Raw genomic sequence first — 25864 nt, forward strand, 5'->3', positions numbered from 1 at the left:
CAATTCGAGGAGGTATGATGCCATGAGAGGCGCCAAGGTGCTCTGCATTACGATTGCAATCAGCCTGATCGCTCTATCGACTGCCCGCAACGAAGTCTTATCTGAAGGAACCCGGACTCCAACTAATACCTATCATTCAAGGAGGATTTCCATGGAACAATTGTTAAAACGCGCTGATGTCCCTAAAGAGCATCAATGGAAGCTTGAAGATTTATTCGCTGACCAGAAGGCATGGGATGCGAGCTATGCGGAGCTGAAGAATCTTCTGAAACGCACAGCCGATTATCAAGGCAAGTTAACCAACGCGGCTTCCATTAAGGAATGCTTCGAGCTTGAGGACGAAATCTCATATCATGCCGAACGTTTATACGTATATGCGCACATGCATCATGATGAGGATACAGCAAACCCTACATATCAGGCGTTATCTGCCAAAGCCAAAAAATTGAATGTCGAAGCCGGAGAAGCCCTCTCCTTCATCACGCCGGAAATTCTGTCCTTGTCCGAAACGGAGCTTGACAAACTGATTGAAGACCCTACCCTCAAGGAATTCAAGTTTACGCTGTCCGAAATGAAACGGGAGAAGGCTCATGTTCTGTCCAAGACCGAAGAAGCGCTGCTGGCTCAGGTCGGCAACCTCTCCTCTGCGCCGCAGACCATTTTCGGCATGCTGAACAATGCGGATATGAAATTCCCGAAAATCAAAAACGAGGACGGCAAGGAAGTCGAGCTCACGCACGGCAACTATATTCAATTCCTGGAAAGTCCGAACCGCGAAGTTCGCGAGCGTGCTTTCAAAGCCGTGTACGAAACCTATGGCAAGCAGAAGAACACGATTGCGGCTACGCTGAATGCCAATGTAAACAAAAACATTTTCTATTCCCGCGTGCGCAAGTACCCTTCCGTTCTGGAAATGGCGCTCTATGGCGATAACATTCCGAAGGAAGTCTACACCAACCTGATCGATACCATTCACGAGAGCCTGCCGCTCCTCCACCGCTACATGGAGCTCCGCAAGAAGCTGCTGGGCGTGGATGAGCTTCACATGTACGATTTGTTCGCACCGCTTGTAGAAGAGTATAAGTGGGATATCACTTACGAAGAAGCGAAGCAAATGACCAAGGAAGGCCTGACGCCGCTTGGTGAAGATTATCTGAGCAGCCTGCAGGCGGGATATGACAACGGCTGGATCGATGTATACGAGAACGAGAACAAACGGACTGGCGCATACAGCTGGGGCGCTTACGGCACCCACCCATATGTGCTGCTGAACCATAAAGATAACCTGAACAGCATGTTTACCCTTGCACATGAGATGGGTCATGCGCTTCACTCTTACTATTCCGACAACGCTCTGAAATACCGTGACGCCCAGTACACCATCTTCCTGGCTGAAGTGGCATCTACAACGAACGAAGCGTTGCTGATGGATTACCTGCTGAAAAACGCCAAGGATCCGAAGCAGAAAATGTACCTGCTCACCTACTATGCCGATCAATTCCGGACCACGGTATTCCGTCAAACGATGTTTGCCGAGTTCGAGAAGATTGTGCACGAACGCGCGGAAGGCGGCGAATCCCTTACTCCTCAGGATCTATCCGACATCTATTATGAGCTGAACGTGAAATATCACGGTAAAGGCATGCAGGTAGACAAGGAGATCGGAATGGAATGGGCGCGAATTCCCCATTTCTACAACAGCTTCTATGTTTACAAATATGCGACCGGCTTCTCGGCCGCGACCAGCTTCTCCAAGCAAATCCTTGAGGAAGGCCAGCCTGCCGTTGACCGTTACCTCGGCTTCCTGAAGAGCGGCGGCAGCGATTACTCCATTAACATCCTCAAGAAGGCCGGCGTTGATATGTCCTCACCGGAGCCGATTCGTGAAGCGATGAGCGTGTTTGAAGACATCATCAGCCAAATGGAGCAATTGACGAAATAAACAGCCGCTATGGCAGTATGAGCGTATCTCAATTGACCAGTGGAATAAAATCCCTTGCCCTTTACAGGCAAGGGATTTTATACTGTTTGGAGGAAGGAGGTGTTCCCCATGAAAATTCAATGGTCGCTAATCGCAGCCTTATTGTTTGCCCTGATTACGGCTGTATTCGCCGTCATCAATGTCAATCCGGTCGCAGTGAATCTATTATTCGGCACAGTCAATGTACCGCTGATTCTGCTGATTATCGGGTGCTCGCTGATCGGGGGACTCATTGTCGGCACGTTCGGCATTTACCGTCAATATCAAATGCAGAAGGAGATCCGTTCGTTAGCCGAGCAACTTATACATATCCGTGAAGTAACGGGATACACCCCTGAAGTACAAGCTGCGGAAGAGGAAAGCAAGAAAGAACAGAAGGACGCCCCCGCTGAATAGGGAAGGCTGTTCGATTGAACCAAGGAGGCTGAACAATTAGTGGCGATACAACCGAATGAAACTTATGTGCTGAACCTGCTAAAAGAACTGCTCGATACACCGAGCCCAACCGGATATACCCATGACATCATGAAGCGGATCGAACAGGAAGCCGCAACGCTTGATGTTTCGCTCGAATGGAATGAAAAAGGCGGCGCCATTCTGTCCGTTCCCGGACAAGACGGCAGCCGTACGGTTGGTCTGAGCGCCCATGTGGACACGCTTGGCGCGATGGTTCGTGCCGTGAAATCAGAGGGCACGCTCCGTCTTACCTCCGTTGGCGGATACATGATGAACAGCATTGAGAATGAATACTGCATCATCCATACCCGCAGCGGCAAGAAATATACGGGCACGATCCTGTCCACGCATCCTTCCGTCCACGTATACAGCGATGCACGCGATTTCAAGCGCCAGGAAGCCCATATGGAGGTCCGGATCGACGAAATGGTGGAGTCGGCCGATGATGTGAAGAAACTCGGCATCGGGGTTGGAGATTTTGTTTCCTTTGATGCCCGTGCGGTCATTACGCCAAGCGGTTACATCAAATCGCGCCATCTGGATGACAAAGCCAGCGTCGCTGCCCTCTTCGGCTTGCTCGAAAGCATGAAGCGGGATAACTGGAAACCTAAACATAATGTAAAGCTTCTCATTTCGAACTATGAAGAAGTGGGACATGGCGCGGCTTACATTCCTGCCGACATCAATGAGATGATTGCGGTCGATATGGGCTGCATCGGCGATGACCTAAGCTGCAAGGAAACCGATGTATCCATCTGCGCGAAGGATTCATCCGGTCCCTATGACTATGACATGACCAGCCGTTTGATCCAGCTGGCCGAAAGCGAAGGCATTGCGTATGCGGTGGATATCTACCCTCATTACGGCTCTGACGCTTCTGCAGCACTTTCCGCGGGCAGCAACATCAAGGCCGCGCTGATCGGTCCGGGCGTCCATGCATCCCATGCCATGGAAAGAACGCATAAACAAGCCGTTCTTAACACCGTAAAGCTGCTGGCGGCCTACGTCAGTTGATCATTTTATAAACAACGTCTGTTCGCGTACTTTCACAAAAAAACATCCTCTCTTTAGAAGATGTTGTTGCTGTATGATCAAAATGGTTCAGCCACGCTGGCCTTATACTAACAAAGGGGCGTCCCGCCAAGGCATTATGCCTGGGGACGCCCCTTTATTTATGGATCGTGTGAATCCTTACGATTTCTTGCTCTTTTCAATCTTCTCCGCGAGCTCGTTCAGATAGGTCCAGCGCTCCATCAGATGCTCCAGCTCACGCTCCGTTTCCTCCTGAGCCTTCATCAGCTCCTGAAGCCTGGCTGCGTCGCTGCCGGCGGTCTCCATCTCGGATTGAATCGAAGCGAGCTTGCTCTCGGTATCCTCGATGAGCCCATCAATCTGCTCAAACTCCCGTTGTTCTTTGTAACTGAATTTCAAGCGCTCACGCGGCGCTTCTTTAGCTGAATCGCTGTCCCTGCCATCACTGCTCCCCGAAGCAGATTTGGCTATGGATGCTTCCGCCTTGCTCCCGGAAGCTTCACCGCCGTGACGCTGCATCCATTCCGCATATTCGCTGTAAGAGCCGACATGGACACGAATCTGACCGTCGCCCTCAAAGGCCATAATCTTGTCCACCGTTCGATCCAGGAAAAAGCGATCATGGGATACCACGATACAGACGCCCGGGAACTCATCTAAATACTGCTCCAGAACGGACAATGTCTGGATATCCAAATCATTGGTTGGTTCATCGAGCAGCAGCACATTCGGTGCGCTCATCAGCACCCGCAGCAGATACAAGCGGCGCTTCTCGCCTCCGGACAGCTTCGCAATCGGCGTCCACTGCAGCGCGGGCGGAAACAGGAAGCGTTCCAGCATCTGGGCTGCGGTAATCGCCGAACCGTCCGCCGTACGGACAACCTCGGCCTCATCCTTGATATACTCAATCACGCGCTGACTGCCGTCCATCTCCTGATGCTCCTGCGTGAAATAACCGAGCTTGACCGTCGGTCCGAGCACGACTTCCCCGCCACTCGGCTGAATCCGCCCGGCAATCAGATTGAGCAGCGTGGATTTGCCGCTGCCGTTCGGGCCTACGATACCTATCCGATCCTCGGGAACAGCGATATAAGAAAGGTCCTGAATTAACGTTTTGTCGTCGATCTTCATCCGGAGACCTTCAATCTCCAGAATTTTGCGTCCCAAGCGGGTGGAAGCGACCGAAACGTCCAGTTCACCGGAGCTGTGTACCATCTCCTGATCCTTGAGTTTCTCGAAGCGTTCTATCCTCGCCTTCTGCTTGGTCGTGCGGGCCTTGGCCCCTCTTCGGATCCAGGCAAGCTCGCTCCGCAGCAAATTTTGGCGCTTTTGCTCGGAAGCGGCTTCACGCTCCTCGCGTTCTGCCTTCAGCTCCAGAAAACGGCTGTAATTCGCCTCGTATCGAAACAGCCGTCCGTGATCCAGCTCCAGCATAACATTGGCTACCCGGTCCAGAAAATACCGGTCATGCGTAATCATGAGCAGTGCGCCGCGGCGCTTCTGCAAATACTGCTCCAGCCAGGCAACGGATTCATTGTCTATGTGGTTGGTCGGCTCGTCCAAAATGAGCAAATCGGAAGGCTGAATCAAAGCGGCGGCTAATGCCACCCGCTTACGCTGGCCGCCCGACAGCGTCCCCATCTTCGCTTCATAATTCCGAATCCCCAGCTTGGACAGGATGGTTTTCGCATCGCTTTCAAGCTGCCATGCCTGCAGCGTATCCAGCGTCTGATTGAGCTTCAGCAGTTTCTGCTGCAGCTCCTCATGACTTGGATGCAGCTCCAGCAGCTCCATCGTTTCAGTATATTCCCGCACTGCCTTCATCTCCGGAAGATCGCCCTCAAACACCTGCTGCAGGACGGTTTTGTCCGGATCAAACTCCGGATTCTGCGCCAGGTAACGAACCCGAATGCGATTGCCCATCGATATTTTACCGGAGTCGGGCGGCTCGAGCCCCGCGATGACCCGCAGAAATGTGGATTTCCCTGTGCCATTCACGCCGATAATGCCGATTTTATCCTGATCCTCCATTCCGAAGGATGCATCTTGAAACAGAATTTTGTCTCCATAGCTTTTTGTTACCTGTTCGACGGTCAAAATATTCATTGTTATGATCCCTACTTACATCTATAGATTTCGTTGAACGTTTGTTTCATCGGTAAGATGGATACATTATAACGCAATCAGCACGGCAATCCCATAAGCTGCCGCTCCGCCGAGAAGCGAACTGACCAGATTGACTGCATCGTTGGACATCCACGAAGCGCCGCGCGTACGCACGGTATCTTCACCACAATGATGCGACACTTCCACCGATTTGCCGCACACACGGCAGCGATACATCACTTGTAATGTCGCTCCGAGGTACGAATCGGCGAAAGCTCCAACCAATCCGCCGGCGAGGGCTGCCAGGACATACGGCAATAGCTCTGCATCCATGCCGCTCCATCCGGCAAGCAGCCATCCGCCTGCCCCAATCAGTAAACTCCCTGCCGCTGCAGCCGTGGAGCCGACCCAGGACACGCCGCCGGATTCCCCGGCGGTCAGCACCTTGCCATTCAGCACGGAACGCGGGGGCTTCCGGCTAAGGCTGCCTAACTCCGTGGCCCAGGTATCCGCCGTTACCGTAGCCATTACGCCTATAAACAGGAATACCCACAGATCGGATTGAATCCATACGTTTAACAGACACAGCACCATGCCGATGCCGCCATTGGCGAAGACCTGACCCGCATCCCGCCGGCCTGTCTTGGCATAGGATTTCTCCAGGTCTGCCTTCCGCTGTTTCCCGTACCGGGATAGCAGTGTGGATGTAATGAAAAAAAGAAGCAGGGTTCCGAACCAAAACACGTTCCCTGCTCCGTAATATATGGTACCCATCAGAATAGCGGCTGCGGCTCCGGATTCCGATAGTGATCGTTTCCTGTAAGCGGCTCCTGCCACGATAAAAGCGCCTGCCGCTCCGATCAGCCAATCCATCTGTGACCCCTCCCATGTGTTAAAGCATATATCCGTTTACCCGATTTCGCAGCGGCCCAGACGGTCATCTCCCCAGAACAATTCGAACACGTCGCCGGATTCCGTCGGTCCTACACCAGCCGGTGTACCCGTGAAAATTAAATCACCTTGGCCAAGGCCATAATGCTCGCCGATGTAATCGATGATGTGCTGAAGGGAGAAGATCATATCCTTCGCATTCCCGCGCTGCACCTCTTCGCCGTTCTTCCTTACGGTAAAATCGATATCCGCCAGCTTCGCGGTCCCGGGAAACGCAATGGATGGCGTAAGCGGTGCGGAAGATTTAAACGCTTTTGCCGCCGTCCAAGGATGTCCCTTCTCTTTAATGACCGACTGTACGTCACGCAGCGTGAAGTCGATGCCAAGGGCCATCGTTTTTACAAGCTCGTCAACGGTCTTGCCTGGCGCGTAATCCTCCGCAAGCTGAATAACAAGCTCGCCTTCAAAATGAAGACTGCCGCGGTCCATCGGCAGCTTCAGCACGCTGCCATCCAATGGAACGACGGCATGCGAGGGTTTAAGGAAAATCATCGGCTCTTCCGGCACCGCATTGCCGAGCTCCGCCGCATGCAATTGATAATTACGACCTACACAATAAACGTTATTCACTAGGGCACACATAACATTAAAACCTCCATTTTCTTCGCCAGAATGGAACTTTGGGTGCAATTTTATGGATAAAAATCTGCCCCCATGTATCGGGGCGGTTCGTACAGATCATGATGGCGGGATTCATTCGGGCGAGCGATCTCATGCTCTTCGCATCATCCACCGTCCAGGCCATGGGCGTAATGCCGTTCTTCACCAGATCGGACGCAAAGGCCGCATCCAGGTGGGAATAGCCGATCGATAAAAAGGAACATTTCATTTGCTTCAAGCGCGCCAGCAAATTGCGGGGATGCGCATCGATAATAAGTCCGGTTTTTACGTTAGGTTCCAATTCCTTGGCCTTCATCAAGGCTTTTGGCTCAAAAGAAGTTAGCACCACGTCCGGCAGCATCCGGTGGGCATGAATCCGCTCCAGAACGGCTTTCTCCAGGCCGGGATACATGTCGCCGCTCGTTTTAAGTTCGATATTAAGTTTCAATCGTCCTTTGACAAGCTGCAAAACCTCATCCAGCGAAGGAACCTGCTCTCCCCTGAATTGGCGTCCCTTCCATTCTCCGGCGTCCATCCTCCGAATTTGCTGCCAGGTCAGATCCTTCACCTTGCCTTTCCCGGTCGTGGTACGGTCCACACTATAGTCATGTATCACGACAGGGACCCCGTCCTGAGTCAATTGCACATCAATTTCCATCCAATGCACGAAGGGCTCATCCATCGCCATCTGAATGGCTGCGCGCGTATTTTCAGGTGCTTTACCGGAGAACCCCCGGTGAGCCACACATAAATTGTTCATGGTGGGACCTCCTTGATGTAAGGATTTAAAGAATTATTCCACTGCCTTGCCAGCGACAACTTTACCATCGAGCGCTATTTTTATGCCGCCGACAGATCGCTTCTCCACCTCTTTCAGCAAGGCCTCAGCTTCTTTGCCTTCGAGCGGGATGACCTGTCCGATCTCCGTACGGTAAGGCGTCAGCTTCAAGTCACATTCTCCTTGCTTACTGCATGATGCCTGGAATACGGCAGTTTTCCACGTATCTTCATTCGAGGATTTGGTAAATATGAAATTACCGGTACTGTAAGCAATCCACTTGCCTTTGTACTGCTCCAATCCCTGCAGCACATGGGGATGCCCGCCGATAATCAGGTCGGCTCCACCGTCAATAAACGCACGTGACAGATTAATCTGGTGAACATTTGGCGTTTTATGAAGCTCCTCTCCCCAATGGGCAACCACGACCACCAGATCGGCCTTGGAACGCGCCGCGTTGATCGCTTCAACCGCCTTGGGCAGCACATGGTCATATGCCCCGGCCACCCCCGGCCTGTTCTCCAGCGCGTACCAGGTCGTCTCCGGAAGCACACGGCTGAATCCAAGCAAGGCAACCGTCATGCCCTGAAGCTCGAAATACTGGGCCGCGAAGGCCTCCTTCTCATTCCGTCCTGCGCCTACATAACGGATATCATGATCCTTTAAATGCTTCAAGGTATCCAGAAGTCCTTCTTGTCCTTGATCTAGGATATGATTGTTAGCCAGATTAACGGCCTCTACCCCGGCATCTCGCAGAGCCGGCAATACGTCCGGTGAGGATTTGAATACAAATTTCTTATTGGCGGCGCCAACACCTCCGGTCGTAACCGGCGTTTCCAGATTAAGTACGGTCAGATCATCCTCATGGAATGCAGTACCCAGATGCTTGTACGGATAATCGTACCCGTGATTCTTCAGCGCATCCTCCACTTTGCCCGAGAACAAGGTATCCCCGGCAAAATGCATGACCACCCGCTTGGCGAGAGCGGAATCGCCAGGATCATCTGCTGCGCTGCCTTCAGGCTCGGTCATATCGGAATCTGGGGGCTCGCCGGTCTCCGTCGTCTCTGTCGTCTTCGGAGGCATCGAATCCGTCCCCTCGCCGTCAGCTGGTTGTCTGGAACCCGGGTTACCCTCCTGCTCCCCTTCCATGCCAAACTCCGGCATACCGGGCGGATAAGCCGTTTGCTGAACAGGATCTTCCTTAAATTTAAAATGATAGACAAGCAAAGCAGCGATCATAATGATCAGACATAAGTTAAGTATGATCCAAACCTGACCGGTTCGCTGCTTACGGGCCTTCTTCTCGGCCTTGCTCTTCTCTGATCGTGACAGATGCATAGGTCACTCCTTTATTCACTTATAAGCTCGCGTAATAAGTCGCTCAACCCATTATACCAGCTTCCCTATAAAGAATAGAACCCCCCGTCACCGGGGAGTTCCATATCTAAGCATTCTATTCGAATTTCCGGTAATAACGGATATTTACAGACCGATCAAGGTGATCACGGAATCGCTGAGCGCTTCCATGTATAGCGGATCGCTGTTCAAGGAGTCGATGCGCTCAAGCCGCATATCCATTTCCTTGGCAATGCTTTTGGCTTCAATATCCAGATCGTACAGAACCTCAAGATGATCCGAGACAAAACCGACCGGCGCAACCAGCACATCCTCGACCTGCTCTTCTTTATTCAGCGTTTGCAGCGTATCCAGTATGTCCGGACCGAGCCAAGGCTCCGCCGTCCGGCCAGCACTTTGCCATGTGAACTGCCACTGCTTGACGCCTGCCTGTTCGGCTACGGCTTTGGATGTCTCAAGGAGCTGATCCTGATAAGGATCTCCGATGGACAAGATGCGTTCCGGGAGGCTGTGAGCACTAAACAGCACTCTCACGCTGTCACGGTCAGCCCCTGCTTCCTCGAACTGGTTCAGCTTGGCGGACACCCGGTCCGCAAAGGCCTCGATCAGTTTCGGATGCATGTGATAGCTTTCAACAAACGAGATCTGAAGTCCCAACTCATCCGCTTTGGCTTGAGCGCGCTTCACGTAGGATCCGATGCTCATCGTGGAGTAATGAGGAGCCAGCACAATGCCGACCGCTTCCTTAATGCCGTCCCGCACCATTTGCTCAACGCCATCTTCGATGTATGGGGCAGCGTGCTTCAGTCCCTGATAGCATACAAACTCAAGATCGATCGCGCGAGGATCCGCATTCAATGTATCCTGCAGCGTGCGTACCTGTCGGTCCGTATTCTCCCGGAGTGGAAACACACCTCCCACAATCGCCTCATAGCGGTCAGTAAGCTCCTTAAGTTGCTCCTCCGACGGCTTATTCCCGCGACGGATATGGGTATAATAACTCTCGATTCCTTCCATGCTCTCCGGTGTGCCGTAGGACATAACCAACACGCCAATCTTGTTCTTCATACCATCTCACCTCTGACTAATAAAATATTCAACATTTAAGAGCGTTGTGCACCTGCCTGCAGTGCCTGAGCGGAGTATTCGTGAATATACGATGTCAACTCACGAAGTTTCTCCAGCGAAGCCTCCGGGAATAAACCGTGCCCTAGATTAAACACAAAGCCGGGCTCCTGAATCCCCTGATCGATAATCTCTTTCGCATACTGCTGGATGACCGGCATCGGTCCGGTCAGTACGGTCGGGTCCAGATTGCCCTGAACAGCATACTTATGCTCTAAACGGCGGCGTCCTTCTGCAATGGACACTCTCCAATCGAGACCGATGACATCCGTTCTCAGATCGGTAAGCGTAGGCAGCAGCTCACCTGAGCTCACGCCTGGAAAATAAATTTTCGGAACACTCAGGTCCTGAAGCTCTGCAAAAATACGCTTAATGGTTGGAAGGACATACGTTTGGAAATCCTGTGGAGACAAAGCCCCCACCCAGCTGTCAAACAATTGAAACGCTTTCCCGCCGTTAGCGACGTGGGCGCGCAGATAAGCGATCACCATATCCCCGAGCTTGTCCATCAGCGAGAACCATACCTTCGGCTCACTGTACATGAGTTCTTTCGTGCGAAGATAATTTTTGGATGGTCTTCCTTCGATGAGATAGCTGGCAATCGTGAACGGAGCGCCCGCAAATGTGATTAGCGGCACTTCCAGCTCCTTATCCAGGATCCGGATGGTCTCCAGGACATGTCCAAGATCCCCCTCGACATCGATCGGGCGCAGTTTCTCTACATCCGCCGCAGATCGGATCGGATTATCAATCACCGGGCCGATATTTTTCACAATATCGAAGTCTACCCCGATCGAGGCAACGGGATTCATAATATCGGAATATAAAATAGCCGCGTCCACACCAAGCTTCCGTACGGGCATCAAGGTTACCTCTGCCGCCAGCTCCGGTTGACTGCATATTTCCAGTAAGGAGTACTTTTCTTTAATCTTTCGGTACTCCGGGTCGTAGCGTCCCGCTTGACGCATATACCATACAGGAACGTGGTTCACTTCCTGCTTGCGGCAAGCGCGAATGAATTGATCGTTATAGGTCATGATTAGGCCCCCATCAATGTGTATAAAGTTTCCTAAATTTCATTATGCCCTTTTTAAAAGTAAGTAACAACCGTCTTACATGGACATCCTATGAAAATCGCATGACAATCTTATGACATTGTTAGCATTTGGCACTTTTTAAATATGTTATACTGGAAGAACGGCATTTTTAGGGTAGTTCCACAATTCGCCCGGTTATTTCGGGCTCGACAGCTTAGAAAGGAAGTGAAGGGCACATTGACCAATTGGAAAATCAATCTCATTGTGCTTTGGTTCGGACAGTTTTTGGTCAACTCCGGGATGACCATGATCACCCCGTTCCTGACGTTATATCTGGCGCAAGACCTGAATGTCGTGGGAGATCGGGAAATAGGACTATGGGCAGGATTAATATTCGCTGCCAACTTCCTGACATCATTCATTTTTCAACCGATCTGGGGAAAGGTCGCAGACAAATACGGACGCAAAATCATGCTGCTGCGCTCCGGCTTCGGCATGGCGCTGGTCATTGCGTGCATGGGCTTTGCTACCCATCCATGGCATCTGCTGGTTCTGCGTCTGCTGAACGGTACCATATCGGGATTTAACCCTGCGGCGATATCGCTCGTATCGGGTACAACGCCCAAGAATCGAATGGGATTTGCGATGGGCATCATGCAGTCCGGACAAGTTGCAGGCACGATTCTTGGTCCGTTGATCGGCGGACTCATGGCAAGCTGGGTCGGATTCCGGCCAATCTTCTATATCACGGGCGGATTGATTTTTGCCGCTTCGATGCTTGCCTTGTTCCTCGTCAAGGAAAATTTCAACCGCGAGCAGGCGGCCAAGGCGCCGCAGCCTTCGGTTATAGCCGGGCTCAAGGAGCTGAGCCATATTCCGCAGCTGCCGGCGTTATTCGCCGTCACGTTCCTGCTGCAATTCGCCATGATCAGTCCCATGGCGCTGCTTCCGCTGTACGTTCAGAAGCTTCATGGAACAGCGGTGGATATTGCGATATGGGCCGGGTTCGTTGTGGCGGTAACGGGGCTGTCGAACATGATCGCTTCCCCGATTCTCGGCAAGCTCAGCGACAAGGTCGGCGCGCACCGCATCTTGACCTACGCCTTGATCGGTACGGGACTTACGCTGATCCCGCAAGCTTTTGTTCAATCGGTATGGCAGTTGATTATCGTACGGTTCATGATGGGCGTCTTCATGGGCGGGCTGCTGCCAAGCGTCAACGCGCTGATTCGCTCATACACGCCGGACGGCATGGAAAGCCGCTCCTTCGGCTTCAATACAAGCTCGCTAGCGCTTGGCAACATGCTGGGGGCGGTGATCGGCGGATTCTTATCCGGCTTCATCGGCATCGAAGGATTGTTTATTACTTCCGGCTGTCTGTTGATCATCAATATGATGTGGGTGAGAAGAAAGCTGTTCTCGCAAAAGCCTTCGCCCAAATATCGTTGATCCCCCGGAGTCTGTCATCTATAGCTTGAGCTTGTCTCCAAACAACAAGGGGCTGTCCCGTGGTCTGCATCGACCCAAGGACAGCCCCTTGTTCTGTTATTCATACCACTCGCCCAAATCTGACTTCCAGTCGACAGCCCAATGGCTGCACTCCTTCCAATGGTTATCTTATCGTCCAGCACAGCTCGCTATTGGTTGATTCATCCTTTAACGCGTGCAAGGATCAGCCCGTCATAAGCAGGCAGCAGTGTGCTGACCAGCCTCTTGTCCGTCGCAATGACTTCATTAAACCGGCGTACCGCTTGAACCGAAGGACCGTTCTTGTCCGAGTTCAGCGTTCTGCCGCGCAAGAAACAGTTATCCCCGGCAATAAGGGCACCCGGATTCGCTAGCTCCAAAGCATAATCCAAGTAAAGGGGATAGTTCTCCTTATCCGCATCAATAAAGAAAAAATCGAAGGTTCGTCCTTCCTGCTTCAACGCTGCCAAACTGTCCGCAGCCGGACCGATCCGGTACTCCACCCGATCCTTGAATCCGGCCTTCTCCAGATGCCTGCCTGCAAGCTGCGCGTATTCTTCCTTAAGCTCAAGGGAGGTGAGCTTGCCGTCCGCAGGAAGCCCTCGGCATAGACAGATCCCGCTATAGCCGCCAAGGGCGCCGATTTCGAGAATATTCCTGGCGCCGGCTGTCTGTACCAGCATGGTCAGCAATCGGCCATATGCCGGTGCCACCGACACCTCCGGCATCCCATGCTCGCGAATGGCCTCTATCACGAACTGAAGCTCTTCATCTTCAGGGTATAATTGGTTAACATAATCATCAGGGGTCGTAAGCAATGAAGCCGCCTCCTTTATCTTAATAAGACACGTAGTATCCCGCTAAACCTAACGAGAACTATCATATGATAATTGTCTTAGTCAATGCAATCGCCTATACTATATAGATTGAACCGGCGGCGACTATCGCCGTACACATGTTAAATGGAGTTGACATCGTTAATGCCTCGATTACAATTGATCGCGACGGCCCCGATGGGGCTGGAAGCCGTCGTTGCCCGCGAGTTGAAAGAGCTCGGGTACACCGACATGGAAGTAGAGAATGGTAGAGTGACCTTTACAGGTGACCTGATCGATATTTGCCGCTGCAATCTGTGGCTCCGGACTTCGGACCGTATTCTCGTCAAGATGGGGGAATTTAATGCCTTTACCTTCGACGAGCTCTTTGAAGGAACCAAAGCTCTTCCATGGGAAGATTGGATCCCGGCGGATGGCGAATTCCCTGTGGAAGGGCGCTCCCATAAATCGCAGCTTAGCAGCGTTCCCGCCTGTCAGGGCATCGTAAAAAAAGCAATCGTGGAGAAGCTGAAGCTCTCGCACCGTACGGAATGGTTCCCCGAAGACGGCCCCCGATATGTAATCGAGGTTTCGCTCTTGAAGGATCGAGCCATACTGACCCTTGATACCACAGGACCAGCCCTTCATAAACGAGGCTACCGCAAGCTGGTTACGGAAGCTCCATTGAAGGAAACCATGGCTTCCGCACTGCTGCAATTAAGCCGCTGGGGCCCGCATCGTCCGCTGTATGACCCGTGCTGCGGTTCGGGGACCATTCTGATCGAAGCCGCGATGATGGCCTGGAATATTGCGCCCGGCCTGCGCCGCTCGTTCCCGTCCGAGCATTGGGATATTATCGGGGACAACCTCTGGGAGGATGCGCGCGAGGAAGCTTTTGACGCTGTGAAGGACGATATTCCGCTGCATATCGCCGGAAGCGATATCGACCCGAAAGCGATCGAAGTAGCCAAGGCCGCCGCCAAAAGTGCGGGACTTGCCGGCGAAATCGACTTTAGGGTTCTCCCTGCAGCCAAAGCCATCCCTGAGGGCGAATTCGGCTGTATCATCACCAACCCGCCATATGGCGAGCGGTTAAGCGAGAAAGAGGAGGTTGAGCGCCTCATTCGCCAGCTCGGATCCGTAACGCATTCACTTCCGACCTGGTCCTTCTTCGCGCTCAGCCCGACCAAGCAGTTTGAGCATTACTTCGGACGCAAGGCAGACAAGCGGCGCAAGCTGTTCAATGGCCGGATCGAATGCCAGTATTATCAATACCTGGGCCCCTTGCCGCCGCGTAACAAATCGGCGGAATAACGAAATGACGTTTCTTGCAAACGCCGCCCTTGGGCGGCGTTTTTTGCTCGGTCATCCGGGCCAAGCTATAATAAGAAGACTGCGATTAAAGGATGTTTTTCAAAAAAAGGAGGATACCCACGTGCTCTCATCCCCATCATGGAGCGATATCCGAAGCCGGGTCTCCAAAGGGCTGCATTACCGGTACACCGCATATTTATTATTCCTTATCCTCATGATGTACAAGCTGATCATGCTTGATCATCATCTCCATATTACCAACATGAAGCTGGATCAGGCAGACTATGTGATCGCTGTCGGCTCGCTCCTGCTGATCTCCTTCTGGACCTTGTGGCTTCCGCCAAGAGGCCGACTTGCAGCTTTAACTTTATTAAATCTCTTATGGACGGGGATCCTGTACGCCGATTTGATCTATTACCGCTACTTCGATGATTTCATAACCGTGCCGGTGCTTATGCAGGCCGGACAAGTCGGTTCCCTCGGGGATAGCATACGTTCCCTGATACATGCGTACGATCTGTTCTTTTTCATCGATTGGCTTATTATTGTCCCGTTTACCGCCGTGATGGTATTCCGCAAACGGAGAACCACCTTGGAAACCTATGCACTCCCGGGTGAATATCGCCAGCATCGGCGGAACCGGATCATTCGCCGGTTGGTTACAGGCACGCTTGTGTTCATCCTGGGCATGATCATGACTTTCGTTCCGATCAAGAAAGCGTCCAATACATGGGCCGTAGGCCTCTTTGAAGGCAATTGGTGGAATATTACGCTGTATAATGTGACGGGACTGATCGGCTTTCACGGATATGATATCTACCGTTATGGACGAGATCATCTCGTGGGGCAGCCCAAGCTGGCAGAGGAAGAGGTCAACCAGGTCAAGACATGGTTTGATGCCAAGGGTATGGAGCCGTCTGATACGGGCGCCTTGTTCGGCACGTATAAAGGCAGCAATGTCATCATGATTCAGACGGAGGCCTTTATGAATTTTGTCATCGGCCAGTCGATCGAGGGTCAGGAAATTACCCCTAACTTCAACCGATTGATGAAGGACAGTATGTATTTCAGCAATTTCTATCATCAAACCGGTCAAGGGCGAACGTCCGATGCGGACTTTGTCACGCACAGCTCCTTGCTTCCGCTCCCCACAGGTTCCGTATTCACGCGATATGCTGACCGCGAGTACGACACCCTTCCGGAGATTCTGAAAGAACAGGGGTATGGAACAAACGTATTCCATGCCTATGACAGCAGCTTCTGGAACCGTACCACGATGTACCGGGAAATGAATTACGACCGTTTTTACAGCAAGAAGGATTTTGAAATGAACGATGTGCAGGGATGGTCATTAAGCGACAAAGCGTTTTTCGCGCAATCGCTGGATGAGATGAAAGGCATCAAACAGCCCTTCTATTCCTTCCTCATTACGTTAACGAGCCATCATCCGTATTATGTCCCCAAGGATGCTGCGAAGCTGGATACGGGGGCTTTCGAAGGCTCGATATTCGGGAACTATCTGCAGTCGATCCACTATGTCGACGAAGCATTCGGCCAGTTCGTCGAGCAGATGAAACAACAAGGGTTGTGGGATAACACCATATTGCTTATCTATGGGGATCACGACAATTCTATCAAGGAAAAAGCGGACTATGAGAAATTCCTGGGACGAGACCTGAATGCACTCGACATGGAGCAAATCATGAACCAGGTTCCCCTCCTCATCCGCCTGCCTGATGGAGGGCATGCCGGAGTTTACCCGGAGGCCGCCGGCATGATGAACGTGACGCCGAGCATCCTTCATCTGCTCGGTGTATCGGATGAGCCGTATTACTGGATCGGCAGCCATCTGTTTGATGATAAACCTCGCCTGATTCCGCTGCGCAGCGGCGCTTTTTCCGATGAGAAGGTATTCTACCTGCCCACCGAGACGGCCGGGCTTGAAGGTGGAACCTGTTACGATCTGACGACACGTCAGCCAACTGACATCCAGGCATGCCGTGACGGATATGATGAGACACAGAAGCAGCTGCGGATTTCCGATCAAGTGATCACGTATGACCTGCTGAAGTTATATAAAGCAGAAGGTGAAGCGAATACTCGATAACCGCGCCTAACGTTAGTAAATTTCAATATTTTAGCCTCTCACTGCTGTTGAATGAGGCTGCTAAACGAAACAAACCAGGCTGATCTCACTCATCGGCCTGGTTTGTTTTTTGGGGCTAGGCAATGTCCGAACACACACCCAAGCTGGATTAATGGGGGGCATCTTTTTACTGATTGCATTTCATATCAAGCGCGCCGGGTAATCGAATCAAGATGTTTCCTACGGCTGACAAGCGTTCCGTACATCAGCACAAGCCCCATCAATGCCAGGCTAGCTGCAATCCCCAGCGTCATATAGGCAATGTCCGGTGCAAAAAGTCGTATGGAATTCCAAGGGGAGCTTGTCAGCCGCGTGAAGAGCGGAATGATGCCGGCTGAAACCGCAAAGAGAAACAAACTCAGCGGAAGCGTGAGATATAACTTCAAGCTGCGTTTCTGCATTCTTAGCAGCATCCATATCACGATAGCGAGCAGAATGATCAAAGTTACCGCCAATCCCCAAATCACCGGATGGATTCCAGCGGAAGGCGGTTTCGGGTCTTGTCCGTCTAATATCCCTCTCAAATCCTTGGAGACCTGAATCAATCTGGCTTCCTCCAGAATGTGGTCCTTGTTGGTTAAAATAACGGCCCCTACGCCCCGTTCCGGGACGAAGAAGATTTCCGCCCGTGCTTCCGGTGTTGATCCGGAGTGCCATACCATTCTCTCGCCTTGTTCCGTCTCGCTTATTCTCCAGCCAAAACCATAGGCACGATCCGGTCGATGCTGAACTAAAGGCGACAGGAGCAGCTCCTTGTATTCCCGACTAACCAACATGTCATTATCTTGGAGCAAAAATTGGAGATACCGCGCCATATCATCGATACTCGCCGAGATATAACCATAAGAAGCACCGCTGTTGTCATAGGGGACGCTGCTCACTCGCGGATAGCCGAACCATGATTGATACCCATGTTCAAATCCGGTTTGAACCGCCCGCTCCTGATCGGCTGCAGCCGTACTCATGCCCAGCGGGCCAAACACATGCTGCTCCATATAATCGGCATAGGATTGACCCGACACCTCCTCCAGAACAGCTCCCAGAATCATGTAATTGGCGTTGCTGTATTGATGTTGTTCCCCTGGTGGACTGTTAAGCTTCGTGTTGGAGAGATGGCGCACATTCTCTTTCAGGGCTGAAGCATCCTTCGCACCCACATCGGAATACGCCAAGCCCGTATATGTACTATATCCGCTCGTCTGAGCCAGCAATTGCCTTATCGTTATTGACGATACCTCAGAAGACGCTTCGGCTGCAAACCACGGCAAATAGGTCCCAACGGATTCATCCAATTCGACCTGGCCCGACTCGACAAGCTGGACAATCCCTAACGCCGTCATGGATTTGGAGAGAGATCCGAGTAAAAATGGAGTTTTGGAGCTGACCGTACTGCCCTCTGCTGTAACACCATAACTGTTCGTAAACACGATGTCCCCATCCTGCACGATGGCAGCGGAAAGACCCGGAATTTGATATTCCTCCATCGCCGCTTTCATGTAGAGGTCAACCTTATCAGCCATGACTTCTTCTGCTTCAACAATATTCCCCCATGTCGGAAGCACGAAAGCCAGTACGGTTAATACGACATACGTCCACTTCTTTCTCACAATACGTTTCCTCCTTCTGTAAACGGGAGGAGATCTCTATGTTTTCTTCTTTTACCGAAGACATGGGTCAGAATTGTAACGAGCGCCGAAATCGAAAGGCTAAATACGATCAACATCATATTCCACCACGTCTGATCGGATATTCGGTACAGCAGATTGAAGCCGATTATCTCATACCCCTTCACCCATGCCGTCGTTAATGCGAAGGAAAATAACAGCTGACATATGATATAGACGGCCGCAAAAACCAGCGAATATTTCAGAAAGCCCCATACGCCCAGCCGCCCGCTGCGCTGCCCCGGAGGTTCTTCAGGAACAGACTCGAGATCCATGGCGTCTTGCACTCTAACCAAACCTTGCACCTCTGCATAATCCCTGACATACATATCGGGTGAGCCCAGATCTTCAAGACCATACTCCCCGTGCTCCCGGCTTGCCTCCAAATGTTCCAGGATCTGTTCGACAACGGCTTCCACCTGGTTTGACGTCATTTCGTACCGTATCAACTCGCGGCGAACGTCCGCGACAAATTGTTCTTCTTCATAGGATAATGTCATCATCTCTGGCTCTCCTGTTCCACGCCATCTGCCATTCGCTGTACATTCGATGAAAGCAATGATCGAATATCCTGCTGCAGCTCCTGCCACTCCTGGATTTTCTTATCCAGAAACAAATCTCCGCTTGGCGTTATTTCGTAATACACTCTGGCTTTGCCGCTCTCGCTAAGCTCCCTCGTATCCGTCACCCATCCCTGATCTTTCAGCTTGGACAGGATGGGATAGATGCTTCCAACTCCCTTCAATTTCAGTCGGTGTTTCTCCAGCTCCTTCATGATCTCGTAACCATAACTCTTGCCATGACTCAGAATGGCCAATACGCACATCTCCAAATGCCCTTTTATTAAACTTGTTCTATCCATGACAACAATTTAACAGAATTATATATCGGAATCAAGTATATAATTCAAATGCGTATATAAATTAAAAAAAGCCCGTTCATTAGCTCGAAAGCTATTGAACGGACTGCACAGGATCATAAACTACTTTTTAGCTGAACGAAGCTTGGACAGACGTTCCTTCTCTTCGCCTAACAACTCTTCCGCCAATTCCACGGCGTTTGCGTTCCCCTGCTCAATCACTTGGGCGACTGCTTGCTCCGTATGGGATAACGAATTCTCCGCTTGCTGAATCAGCTGTTCCGTCGGGTGGGACATTGCCGAGGATACGGCACGGTGCAGCTTCTCCACGGAATCTAGCGCACTGTTGCTTGGGCTGTTGGAATGAAGACTGGAATCGTGACTGTTCATGACGGATGCTCCCTTCTAAAGTTGTTGTTCCTGCTGCCCCCTTAGCATGGATGGCTGAGCCAGGAACTATACCCGAAGCATGGGAATTTTCCGCGAAACTTCGATTCTGAAGTAACACACAGCCAGTTGTTTGTTATTTCACAAACGGCAGCGCCTTTGCCAGCACTTCATCCTCTGTAGGCGCGCTGACATAACGGCCATTGATATACATGAAGGCGCGTTTGCCGCAAGGACCGCAATAGGATTTGCAGCCGATCTTAATGTCGGCATCCGGTACCATTTTCTTAATTTTCGGGATCATTGTCTTTAACTTCGTATGTCTGCACTTCTCGCAGACGCGAATATCATTAGCCATTGTACATTACCTTCTTTATTCTGAAGTAACCTAGTGGTCGCCGTGATTGCCCTGGGACGGATTCGTAATGACAAAGCCTTCCTGAGGGAAATAAAGATAGTCGATTTTGACGCCGTCCAGGAAAGGTTGTCCCGCTTCCAATATGACGTCGATCTCTTTATCTGTGGATACGATGACATCATTTTCCTTCGGCGTATCCAGATCCAGACCGTAGTGGGCATGATCACCATGCGCATGGGTTACCAGTACGCGAATTTTCTTGTCCTTGTTCTCTTCCTTGTCCAGCTCTCTCTTTAACACCTTGGCGGCATTACGGGTAATTTTACATTTCACGTATATTCATCTCCTCACGGATGTTTCATTCAATATGTTATTGTAGACCCCTGCCGGTTTTTTCGCAAGGGTCCTGTCCGTATTGTTACATCCGAAAAGCTCGTTTACCGTACGCGCTTGGCGGGGCCTTGATTTTCACCGAGCACACCTGGATATTTCCGCTCGACGCGGGATACGAACCAATTCATCAGCAGCATCGTGAATCCGATATCGTCGATCGGCAGCAAAGGCATAAAGTCCGGCAGCACCCAGTACAGCACAACCGGAACCAGAAATAACAGCTTGTCCCGAGTGTAACCCGGGAAGAGGTTAAATAACCGAATATCCGCTGGAATACGTGCGACCAGCGCCGAAGCGACCACAATCTTCTCCACTTCATATTGTTCCCTCCATTCCAGGCAGCATGTCTATATCATTACCCAATTAACAGGGTTGCAGCAATTAAAGCACGAAAATAGGCCACTGCCTTGTAATCCGTAAAAGCAGCGGCCGTATTCTTCTATTTTTACGTTGAATAGAACTTATCGTTTCATAATATATATCCTATTTCAAAGACATAAACGCAGCTAGAATGGATCCCACCTCGACGCACAAATCCTCGAAATCCTCAAGCGGCAGCGGATTCATCCCATAACCAATCTCCACGGTAAAGCCCGGCCTCCGGTAATGCTGAATATACCAATCTTTATATCCCGCATCACTACCCTGCAGCTTCACCGGCCTGTAACCGCTGGCCTGACCTAATCTTCTGGCCATGTCCTCACTCTCCGGAGGTTCGTAGTCCCTGTAATTCCAGTAGATTTCCCGCCCTTGGCTGTGAAGGGAAATGGCCCGTTCCGGAGATGTCGATAATGTATGCTGATAGACAGCTTCGGCTTCCGGCTCGCTTAACGGCTTAGTCCCCGCATAATCCTGCGGAGACGGACGGATTTTACCCCTTCGTGCGACTTCCTCATGCCAATGTGCAGGGAACTGGTCACCCAAATCCACGCCGTTTATATTAGCCTTCCAGCGCCTAAAATCCTCGCGTCCGCCATTCCACTCGAGCAGACGTTCATAATAGGGATGCGAAGGAGTGACTCCTTCTTGTACAAGCTCTACCCCGTCCGGGTTAGCCATCGGCACAACCCATAACGTATAGTTCCGGTACCAGTCATCCGGCTCCTGAAAATAAACCGGTGACTCTTGCGATAATGCCCTGCCGTACTCCTCCATGAATCGCATCAGACACGGGGTTGTGATCCATTCATTGGCATGAAGTGCTGCATTGATATGCAGGTTCTTGGGGCCTTTACCGATTTTGGCCGCATATAGCGGTTTGCCGAGCACACTTCGGCCGATGACACTCCACTCGATAACAGGGTAACGCAGCTGCATCTCTTGTATATCGCGTTCCAGATCCCCCGGTCCGTATTCGCCGGTTAATCGTATCATGCGTCTAGGCGTGGTGCCCGGCAGAACGATCGTTTTCCCCTGCGGCAGATGATGAGCCGATAACCCGGGATTCAGTTCTTCCAATGCTTCCTTCCGAAACCGGAACGTATTGGCAATACTATCAAAGGTATCATGTTCCTGGATGACATACCTTCGGCGCAGCGATGCAGGAAGATAGAGCATTTGCCCCTGCTGGAGATACGGCTGCTGTGCCGCCCATGGATTCGCCGTAATCAGCTGTTCATACGCCAGACTATATCTGGCAGCCACGCGTCTTAGCGTATCGCCTTTCTGTACGACATATTGCTGCATATTGGATTCCTTTCCGCGGCAAAGCCGCTTCAATTAGCGTCCATTCCATGTATATGAGCAGCCGCTTGTCCAACATGTATGATGCAAAAGATCGAAAAATGCGCCATATCCCGCTCATTTTCTAAACTGAGCACTGAAAATAATAAAGGCAGGACAAGGTCTTATTCCTTGTCCTGCCTGCGTTTTCTGCTCTTATTCATTCTGGATTAGCTCTTAGTATGAAGGTGAATTATAGCCTTGTAATTTGCCAGACAACAGGTGTCCGCTTGATATGATCTCCGAGCCATTCGGTCGCGATGCTCTGAAAAATAACCGGATCTCCTGTACAGAAGAATTGATGCACCGGGCTCTCCATGCTGCTCGCAAGCTGGCCTTTATCGTACAGGATCGTGCTGACCTCGCGAGCTGTTTCATCGGCGGAGCTGATCAGTTTCACCGACGGCCCCATGACCGTTTGGATCGTATTCATCAGGAACGGATAGTGAGTACACCCCAGGATCAGACAATCAATGGAGGTATCCTTGATGCCCCTCAAGGATTCTTGTACCACCTGTAAAGCATCCTTGGATCGGAACAATCCGTGTTCGACGAGCGGCACCAGTTCGGGACAGGCTTGGCTTTCTACCTCGACGTAAGGCGAGAGCTGTTTCAGAGCCGCTGTGTATGCTCCGCTGCCAATGGTTCCGACTGTACCGATCACGCCGACGTTACCGGTCTTCGTTGCGCTTATGGCGGCACGCGCCCCTGGGTGAATGACACCGATGACGGGTACAGGAACTTTGGACGAAATATAATCAAGCGCCGCCGCCGTAGCCGTATTACAGGCGATCACAATCATTTTAGGATCATACTGAATTAAATAATCTACAATTTGCTCCGTAAATAAACGGACTTCTTCCGGCGTACGGGGTCCGTAGGGTGCGCGGGCTGTATCTCCGAAGTAAATAATTTTCTCTCTCGGGAGCTGTCTCATCACTTCTTTAGCGACAGTCAGCCCGCCGACACCCGAGTCTAGTATTGCGATTGCTTGCTGCACGAACCCACCGCTTCCTTCTTGTCAAATTCATGGTTTACAGTGATACCATATGTCATTTCGGATCGAAATGTACCTTAAATCTTACCCCAATTCCCCCCTATCTTCAACAAGATCGCTGCTGCAATAGACGGCTGGTAATTTGTTCAAGCAATTGTAGGACTCTCGCGCCAGTCGCTGACCGTAGGTAGTTTATACTATAGTAAGCGCGCGTATAGCAAAGGAGAATTTCACGTGAAGGACAACATACATCATACCGACCTTATGGAAGCTGCGAAGCAGTTTATCGAGCTTTGTTATGCAGAATTAAACCGTACCCCGGAAGAAGCCGAGGCCCGGCTCATGGACATCCGCTCACAGATCAAGCTGACAGGTACATATGAGCATACGCTTGAGGAACTATCGCATGGGGCCAAAATGGCTTGGAGAAACAGCAACCGCTGTATCGGCAGACTGTTTTGGGATCGCCTAAAGGTAGTCGATGCCAGGCACTTAACCGAGACCTCTGACATTTTCTCAGCACTCCTTCATCATATCGAGATTGCCACCAATGGCGGAAAAATCATGCCTACGATTACGATTTTCAGGGCTGCACGTCCAGGGGAGGCCCCATTGATGATCAAAAACCACCAATTGATTCGGTATGCGGGTTACGAAACGCCAGACGGGACGGTTGGCGACCCGGCTTCCCTCTCCTTCACGAAGGAATGCATGGATCTGGGATGGCGGGGAGACTTGACCGACTATGATGTGCTGCCACTGGTTGTGCAGCAGGGGAATGAGCCTCCGGAATGGCTTCCGATACCGAAATCCCACGTGCTGGAGGTCCCCTTGGAGCATCCCGAACTTCCTGCTCTGAAAGCGGAAGGAGTAAAATGGTATGGGGTGCCTCTCATCTCGGACATGCTGCTTGAAATCGGCGGCATTATGTATACGGCCGCGCCGTTCAACGGCTGGTATATGGGAACCGAGATCGGAGCCCGTAACCTTGCAGACGAAGGGCGCTACAACAAGCTTCCGCTTATTGCCAAGCTGATGGGACAGGATACTTCCAGCGAAACGACCTTATGGAGAGATCGCGCGTTGGTCGAGCTCAATGCTGCCGTACTCTATTCCTATAAAAAAGCTGGCGTCAGCATCGTGGACCATCATTCGGCAGCATCCCAGTTCGGTTTGTTTGAACAGCGGGAACAGCAGGCCGGGCGGGAGCTCACAGGGGATTGGAGTTGGCTGATTCCTCCGGTCTCGCCCGCTACAACACATATTTTCCACAACTCTTATCATAACGACATCCGTTCGCCGAATTTTCATTACAGGAACAAGAAAAAGTAGTTTGGTCTTTATCTTTCGAGTAGTTTATACACAGCAAAGCCGGGGTTGTTTGCCGCCCCGGCTTTCATGTATTTTGGCGTAATCCTTATCCTCGTAAATGAGTGCTGAAACGGTCATCTGATCCTGAATTAATCGTTGACCTTCACTTCCGCAGCAGCGGGAACATAGGCATCTTCTTCAAAATCCTCGTCAAACGAGGAAACCTGCGCAATTTCCTCTTCCGCCAGCCAGCTTTCTTGCCGGTTGCGCCAGGACTGAATATCGGAGATCACGTTCTCCGCCCGGTCCGTCATGATGCCGATCAGGTTGACGCCCTGCTCTCCTACCTTCTCTGCTGCCTCCTGCACCTTGGTGCCGATGCCGCGGGCGCCGTCGGCAATGTCATTCCGAAGCTCTTTGCCGGATTTTGGAGCCAGAAGAAGTGCGGTAACAGAACCTGCAACACTGCCGATCAATACTCCCCAGAGGAGTCCTTTGCTCTTCTCTTTCATATTCCATCTCTCCTTCTATTTGGCTTGCCCTTCGCCGGACTTGGAGGTGTACTTGTTCCATGAATGCCAAAGCGTCATTCCGGCATCAACCCACCGGAACATCTCCCCGATCTGCCGTTCATTATCGAGGCGAGCACGTTCCAGATGCTCAATGGCGGTTATGGAAGCTTTTTTCCCTACAGCATGAACCGCATCGGCCGTCTTGGCTACCGCTGACGCAGCATCGGACATGGAAGCGGCAAAAGCTTCGCCTGCCGCCAGCTGACGCTGTATCATCTCTAACGAGACGGATGCCTGCACCAGCACTTGCGAGGCTTCCTGTGTCAATCGAGCACTGTCTTCCTCAAGCCGGCCCAGCATGGTCTCGGCCCGCCCGATCAGCTTTTTAACCGACACCATCATGACCACCGCCGCAACCGCGATCAGAACGATACCGATGGCAGCAGCCAGTGCACTCCATTCTGTCATGGGGAACTCCTCCTTTCGTCCGACCG

25 protein-coding genes and 1 pseudogene are annotated in these 25864 nt (G+C 51.5%); 7 read left to right on the forward strand and 19 right to left on the reverse strand.

Annotation, left to right across the window (positions count from 1 at the left end):
* The first annotated feature begins 151 nt into the window (after positions 1-151).
* The 3 genes from pepF to BJP58_RS10680 all read left to right on the forward strand — a co-directional run bounded on the left by pepF (position 152) and on the right by BJP58_RS10680 (position 3451).
* On the forward strand, positions 152-1942 hold the full coding sequence (gene pepF / locus BJP58_RS10670) for an oligoendopeptidase F (RefSeq protein WP_071223371.1): 1791 nt from the start codon (positions 152-154) through the stop codon (positions 1940-1942).
* Positions 1943-2050: 108 nt separating this feature from the next.
* Positions 2051-2377, forward strand: a complete 327-nt coding sequence (locus BJP58_RS10675) for a LapA family protein (protein WP_100538498.1) — start codon at positions 2051-2053, stop codon at positions 2375-2377.
* A 39-nt stretch (positions 2378-2416) separates the two neighbouring features.
* On the forward strand, positions 2417-3451 hold the full coding sequence (locus BJP58_RS10680) for a M42 family metallopeptidase (protein WP_194543892.1): 1035 nt from the start codon (positions 2417-2419) through the stop codon (positions 3449-3451).
* Positions 3452-3628: 177 nt separating this feature from the next.
* On the opposite strand, the gene taeA is transcribed toward BJP58_RS10680, so the two are convergent.
* The 7 genes from taeA to hemE all read right to left on the reverse strand — a co-directional run bounded on the left by taeA (position 3629) and on the right by hemE (position 11425).
* Entirely contained in the window at positions 3629-5575 is a 1947-nt protein-coding gene (gene taeA, locus BJP58_RS10685; protein WP_194543893.1) for an ABC-F type ribosomal protection protein TaeA, read from the reverse strand.
* A gap of 66 nt (positions 5576-5641) precedes the next feature.
* Positions 5642-6448 carry a DUF92 domain-containing protein gene (locus BJP58_RS10690; RefSeq protein WP_194543894.1) on the reverse strand — a complete coding sequence of 269 codons (807 nt, stop codon included), beginning with the start codon at positions 6446-6448 and terminating at the stop codon, positions 5642-5644.
* A 36-nt stretch (positions 6449-6484) separates the two neighbouring features.
* Entirely contained in the window at positions 6485-7108 is a 624-nt protein-coding gene (locus BJP58_RS10695; RefSeq protein WP_194543895.1) for a fumarylacetoacetate hydrolase family protein, read from the reverse strand.
* 4 nt (positions 7109-7112) lie between these two features.
* Positions 7113-7886: a glycerophosphodiester phosphodiesterase gene (locus tag BJP58_RS10700; RefSeq protein WP_194543896.1), complete on the reverse strand. Its 774-nt coding sequence runs from the start codon at positions 7884-7886 to the stop codon at positions 7113-7115.
* Positions 7887-7919: 33 nt separating this feature from the next.
* Positions 7920-9245 (reverse strand): CapA family protein, encoded by a 1326-nt coding sequence (locus BJP58_RS10705; RefSeq protein ID WP_194543897.1) that lies wholly within the window; start codon positions 9243-9245, stop codon positions 7920-7922.
* A 144-nt stretch (positions 9246-9389) separates the two neighbouring features.
* Positions 9390-10331 carry a ferrochelatase gene (gene hemH, locus BJP58_RS10710; RefSeq protein WP_194543898.1) on the reverse strand — a complete coding sequence of 314 codons (942 nt, stop codon included), beginning with the start codon at positions 10329-10331 and terminating at the stop codon, positions 9390-9392.
* Between the two features lie 35 nt (positions 10332-10366).
* Positions 10367-11425 (reverse strand): uroporphyrinogen decarboxylase, encoded by a 1059-nt coding sequence (gene hemE / locus BJP58_RS10715; protein WP_194543899.1) that lies wholly within the window; start codon positions 11423-11425, stop codon positions 10367-10369.
* A gap of 237 nt (positions 11426-11662) precedes the next feature.
* On the opposite strand from hemE, the gene BJP58_RS10720 reads away from it, so the two are divergent.
* Positions 11663-12874, forward strand: a complete 1212-nt coding sequence (locus tag BJP58_RS10720) for an MFS transporter (RefSeq protein ID WP_098748046.1) — start codon at positions 11663-11665, stop codon at positions 12872-12874.
* A 200-nt stretch (positions 12875-13074) separates the two neighbouring features.
* On the opposite strand, the gene BJP58_RS10725 is transcribed toward BJP58_RS10720, so the two are convergent.
* Positions 13075-13710: an O-methyltransferase gene (locus tag BJP58_RS10725; RefSeq protein WP_113060359.1), complete on the reverse strand. Its 636-nt coding sequence runs from the start codon at positions 13708-13710 to the stop codon at positions 13075-13077.
* A 162-nt stretch (positions 13711-13872) separates the two neighbouring features.
* Here BJP58_RS10725 and BJP58_RS10730 point away from each other — a divergent pair, with 162 nt between their 5' ends.
* Positions 13873-15021, forward strand: a complete 1149-nt coding sequence (locus tag BJP58_RS10730; RefSeq protein ID WP_194543900.1) for a THUMP domain-containing class I SAM-dependent RNA methyltransferase — start codon at positions 13873-13875, stop codon at positions 15019-15021.
* Positions 15022-15142: 121 nt separating this feature from the next.
* The gene (locus BJP58_RS10735; protein WP_194543901.1) at positions 15143-17128 is read left to right on the forward strand and encodes an LTA synthase family protein; all 1986 of its coding nucleotides are present in this window, start codon (positions 15143-15145) and stop codon (positions 17126-17128) included.
* Between the two features lie 185 nt (positions 17129-17313).
* On the opposite strand, the gene BJP58_RS10740 is transcribed toward BJP58_RS10735, so the two are convergent.
* The 9 genes and pseudogenes from BJP58_RS10740 to racE form a co-directional block, all read right to left on the reverse strand.
* Complete coding sequence (locus tag BJP58_RS10740; protein ID WP_194543903.1) at positions 17314-18774, reverse strand: serine hydrolase domain-containing protein; 1461 nt, start codon at positions 18772-18774, stop codon at positions 17314-17316.
* The gene (locus BJP58_RS10745) at positions 18771-19334 is read right to left on the reverse strand and encodes a hypothetical protein (RefSeq protein WP_194543904.1); all 564 of its coding nucleotides are present in this window, start codon (positions 19332-19334) and stop codon (positions 18771-18773) included. The genes BJP58_RS10740 and BJP58_RS10745 overlap by 4 nt, the downstream gene beginning before the upstream one ends.
* Positions 19331-19693 (reverse strand): PadR family transcriptional regulator, encoded by a 363-nt coding sequence (locus BJP58_RS10750; RefSeq protein WP_194543905.1) that lies wholly within the window; start codon positions 19691-19693, stop codon positions 19331-19333. Before BJP58_RS10750 ends, BJP58_RS10745 begins: the two co-directional genes overlap by 4 nt.
* A 120-nt stretch (positions 19694-19813) precedes the next feature.
* Complete coding sequence (locus BJP58_RS10755; RefSeq protein WP_194543906.1) at positions 19814-20080, reverse strand: hypothetical protein; 267 nt, start codon at positions 20078-20080, stop codon at positions 19814-19816.
* Between the two features lie 133 nt (positions 20081-20213).
* Positions 20214-20435 (reverse strand): YuzB family protein, encoded by a 222-nt coding sequence (locus BJP58_RS10760; RefSeq protein WP_076325704.1) that lies wholly within the window; start codon positions 20433-20435, stop codon positions 20214-20216.
* A 30-nt stretch (positions 20436-20465) separates the two neighbouring features.
* Entirely contained in the window at positions 20466-20768 is a 303-nt protein-coding gene (locus tag BJP58_RS10765) for an iron-sulfur cluster assembly accessory protein (protein ID WP_194543907.1), read from the reverse strand.
* 104 nt (positions 20769-20872) lie between these two features.
* Positions 20873-21147, reverse strand: a pseudogene (locus BJP58_RS10770) (hypothetical protein).
* A 164-nt stretch (positions 21148-21311) separates the two neighbouring features.
* Complete coding sequence (locus BJP58_RS10775) at positions 21312-22514, reverse strand: M14 family metallopeptidase (protein ID WP_194543908.1); 1203 nt, start codon at positions 22512-22514, stop codon at positions 21312-21314.
* A 229-nt stretch (positions 22515-22743) separates the two neighbouring features.
* On the reverse strand, positions 22744-23550 hold the full coding sequence (gene racE / locus BJP58_RS10780) for a glutamate racemase (protein WP_194543909.1): 807 nt from the start codon (positions 23548-23550) through the stop codon (positions 22744-22746).
* Between the two features lie 261 nt (positions 23551-23811).
* Here racE and BJP58_RS10785 point away from each other — a divergent pair, with 261 nt between their 5' ends.
* Positions 23812-24879 (forward strand): nitric oxide synthase oxygenase, encoded by a 1068-nt coding sequence (locus BJP58_RS10785; RefSeq protein ID WP_194544904.1) that lies wholly within the window; start codon positions 23812-23814, stop codon positions 24877-24879.
* Positions 24880-25007: 128 nt separating this feature from the next.
* Here the strand turns inward: BJP58_RS10785 and BJP58_RS10790 are convergent, their stop codons facing one another.
* Together BJP58_RS10790 and BJP58_RS10795 are read right to left on the reverse strand one after the other, a co-directional pair.
* Positions 25008-25370: a YtxH domain-containing protein gene (locus BJP58_RS10790; RefSeq protein ID WP_194543910.1), complete on the reverse strand. Its 363-nt coding sequence runs from the start codon at positions 25368-25370 to the stop codon at positions 25008-25010.
* A 15-nt stretch (positions 25371-25385) separates the two neighbouring features.
* Positions 25386-25838 (reverse strand): DUF948 domain-containing protein, encoded by a 453-nt coding sequence (locus BJP58_RS10795; RefSeq protein WP_194543911.1) that lies wholly within the window; start codon positions 25836-25838, stop codon positions 25386-25388.
* Between the last annotated feature and the right edge of the window lie 26 nt (positions 25839-25864).

Origin of the sequence: Paenibacillus sp. JZ16 (genome assembly GCF_015326965.1) — a bacterium.
GTDB lineage: Bacteria > Bacillota > Bacilli > Paenibacillales > Paenibacillaceae > Paenibacillus_AQ.

What these genes read in the sequence shown, in the direction of transcription:
- pepF (WP_071223371.1), top strand. Translation starts at nt 152, where the DNA reads ATGGAACAATTGTTAAAACGCGCTGATGTCCCTAAAGAGCATCAATGG.
- BJP58_RS10675 (WP_100538498.1), top strand. Translation starts at nt 2,051, where the DNA reads ATGAAAATTCAATGGTCGCTAATCGCAGCCTTATTGTTTGCCCTGATT.
- taeA (WP_194543893.1), bottom strand. Translation starts at nt 5,575, where the DNA reads ATGAATATTTTGACCGTCGAACAGGTAACAAAAAGCTATGGAGACAAA.
- BJP58_RS10690 (WP_194543894.1), bottom strand. Translation starts at nt 6,448, where the DNA reads ATGGATTGGCTGATCGGAGCGGCAGGCGCTTTTATCGTGGCAGGAGCC.
- BJP58_RS10695 (WP_194543895.1), bottom strand. Translation starts at nt 7,108, where the DNA reads ATGTGTGCCCTAGTGAATAACGTTTATTGTGTAGGTCGTAATTATCAA.
- BJP58_RS10700 (WP_194543896.1), bottom strand. Translation starts at nt 7,886, where the DNA reads ATGAACAATTTATGTGTGGCTCACCGGGGGTTCTCCGGTAAAGCACCT.
- BJP58_RS10705 (WP_194543897.1), bottom strand. Translation starts at nt 9,245, where the DNA reads ATGCATCTGTCACGATCAGAGAAGAGCAAGGCCGAGAAGAAGGCCCGT.
- hemH (WP_194543898.1), bottom strand. Translation starts at nt 10,331, where the DNA reads ATGAAGAACAAGATTGGCGTGTTGGTTATGTCCTACGGCACACCGGAG.
- hemE (WP_194543899.1), bottom strand. Translation starts at nt 11,425, where the DNA reads ATGACCTATAACGATCAATTCATTCGCGCTTGCCGCAAGCAGGAAGTG.
- BJP58_RS10730 (WP_194543900.1), top strand. Translation starts at nt 13,873, where the DNA reads ATGCCTCGATTACAATTGATCGCGACGGCCCCGATGGGGCTGGAAGCC.
- BJP58_RS10745 (WP_194543904.1), bottom strand. Translation starts at nt 19,334, where the DNA reads ATGATGACATTATCCTATGAAGAAGAACAATTTGTCGCGGACGTTCGC.
- BJP58_RS10750 (WP_194543905.1), bottom strand. Translation starts at nt 19,693, where the DNA reads ATGGATAGAACAAGTTTAATAAAAGGGCATTTGGAGATGTGCGTATTG.
- BJP58_RS10755 (WP_194543906.1), bottom strand. Translation starts at nt 20,080, where the DNA reads ATGAACAGTCACGATTCCAGTCTTCATTCCAACAGCCCAAGCAACAGT.
- BJP58_RS10760 (WP_076325704.1), bottom strand. Translation starts at nt 20,435, where the DNA reads ATGGCTAATGATATTCGCGTCTGCGAGAAGTGCAGACATACGAAGTTA.
- BJP58_RS10775 (WP_194543908.1), bottom strand. Translation starts at nt 22,514, where the DNA reads ATGCAGCAATATGTCGTACAGAAAGGCGATACGCTAAGACGCGTGGCT.
- BJP58_RS10785 (WP_194544904.1), top strand. Translation starts at nt 23,812, where the DNA reads ATGGAAGCTGCGAAGCAGTTTATCGAGCTTTGTTATGCAGAATTAAAC.
- BJP58_RS10790 (WP_194543910.1), bottom strand. Translation starts at nt 25,370, where the DNA reads ATGAAAGAGAAGAGCAAAGGACTCCTCTGGGGAGTATTGATCGGCAGT.
- BJP58_RS10795 (WP_194543911.1), bottom strand. Translation starts at nt 25,838, where the DNA reads ATGACAGAATGGAGTGCACTGGCTGCTGCCATCGGTATCGTTCTGATC.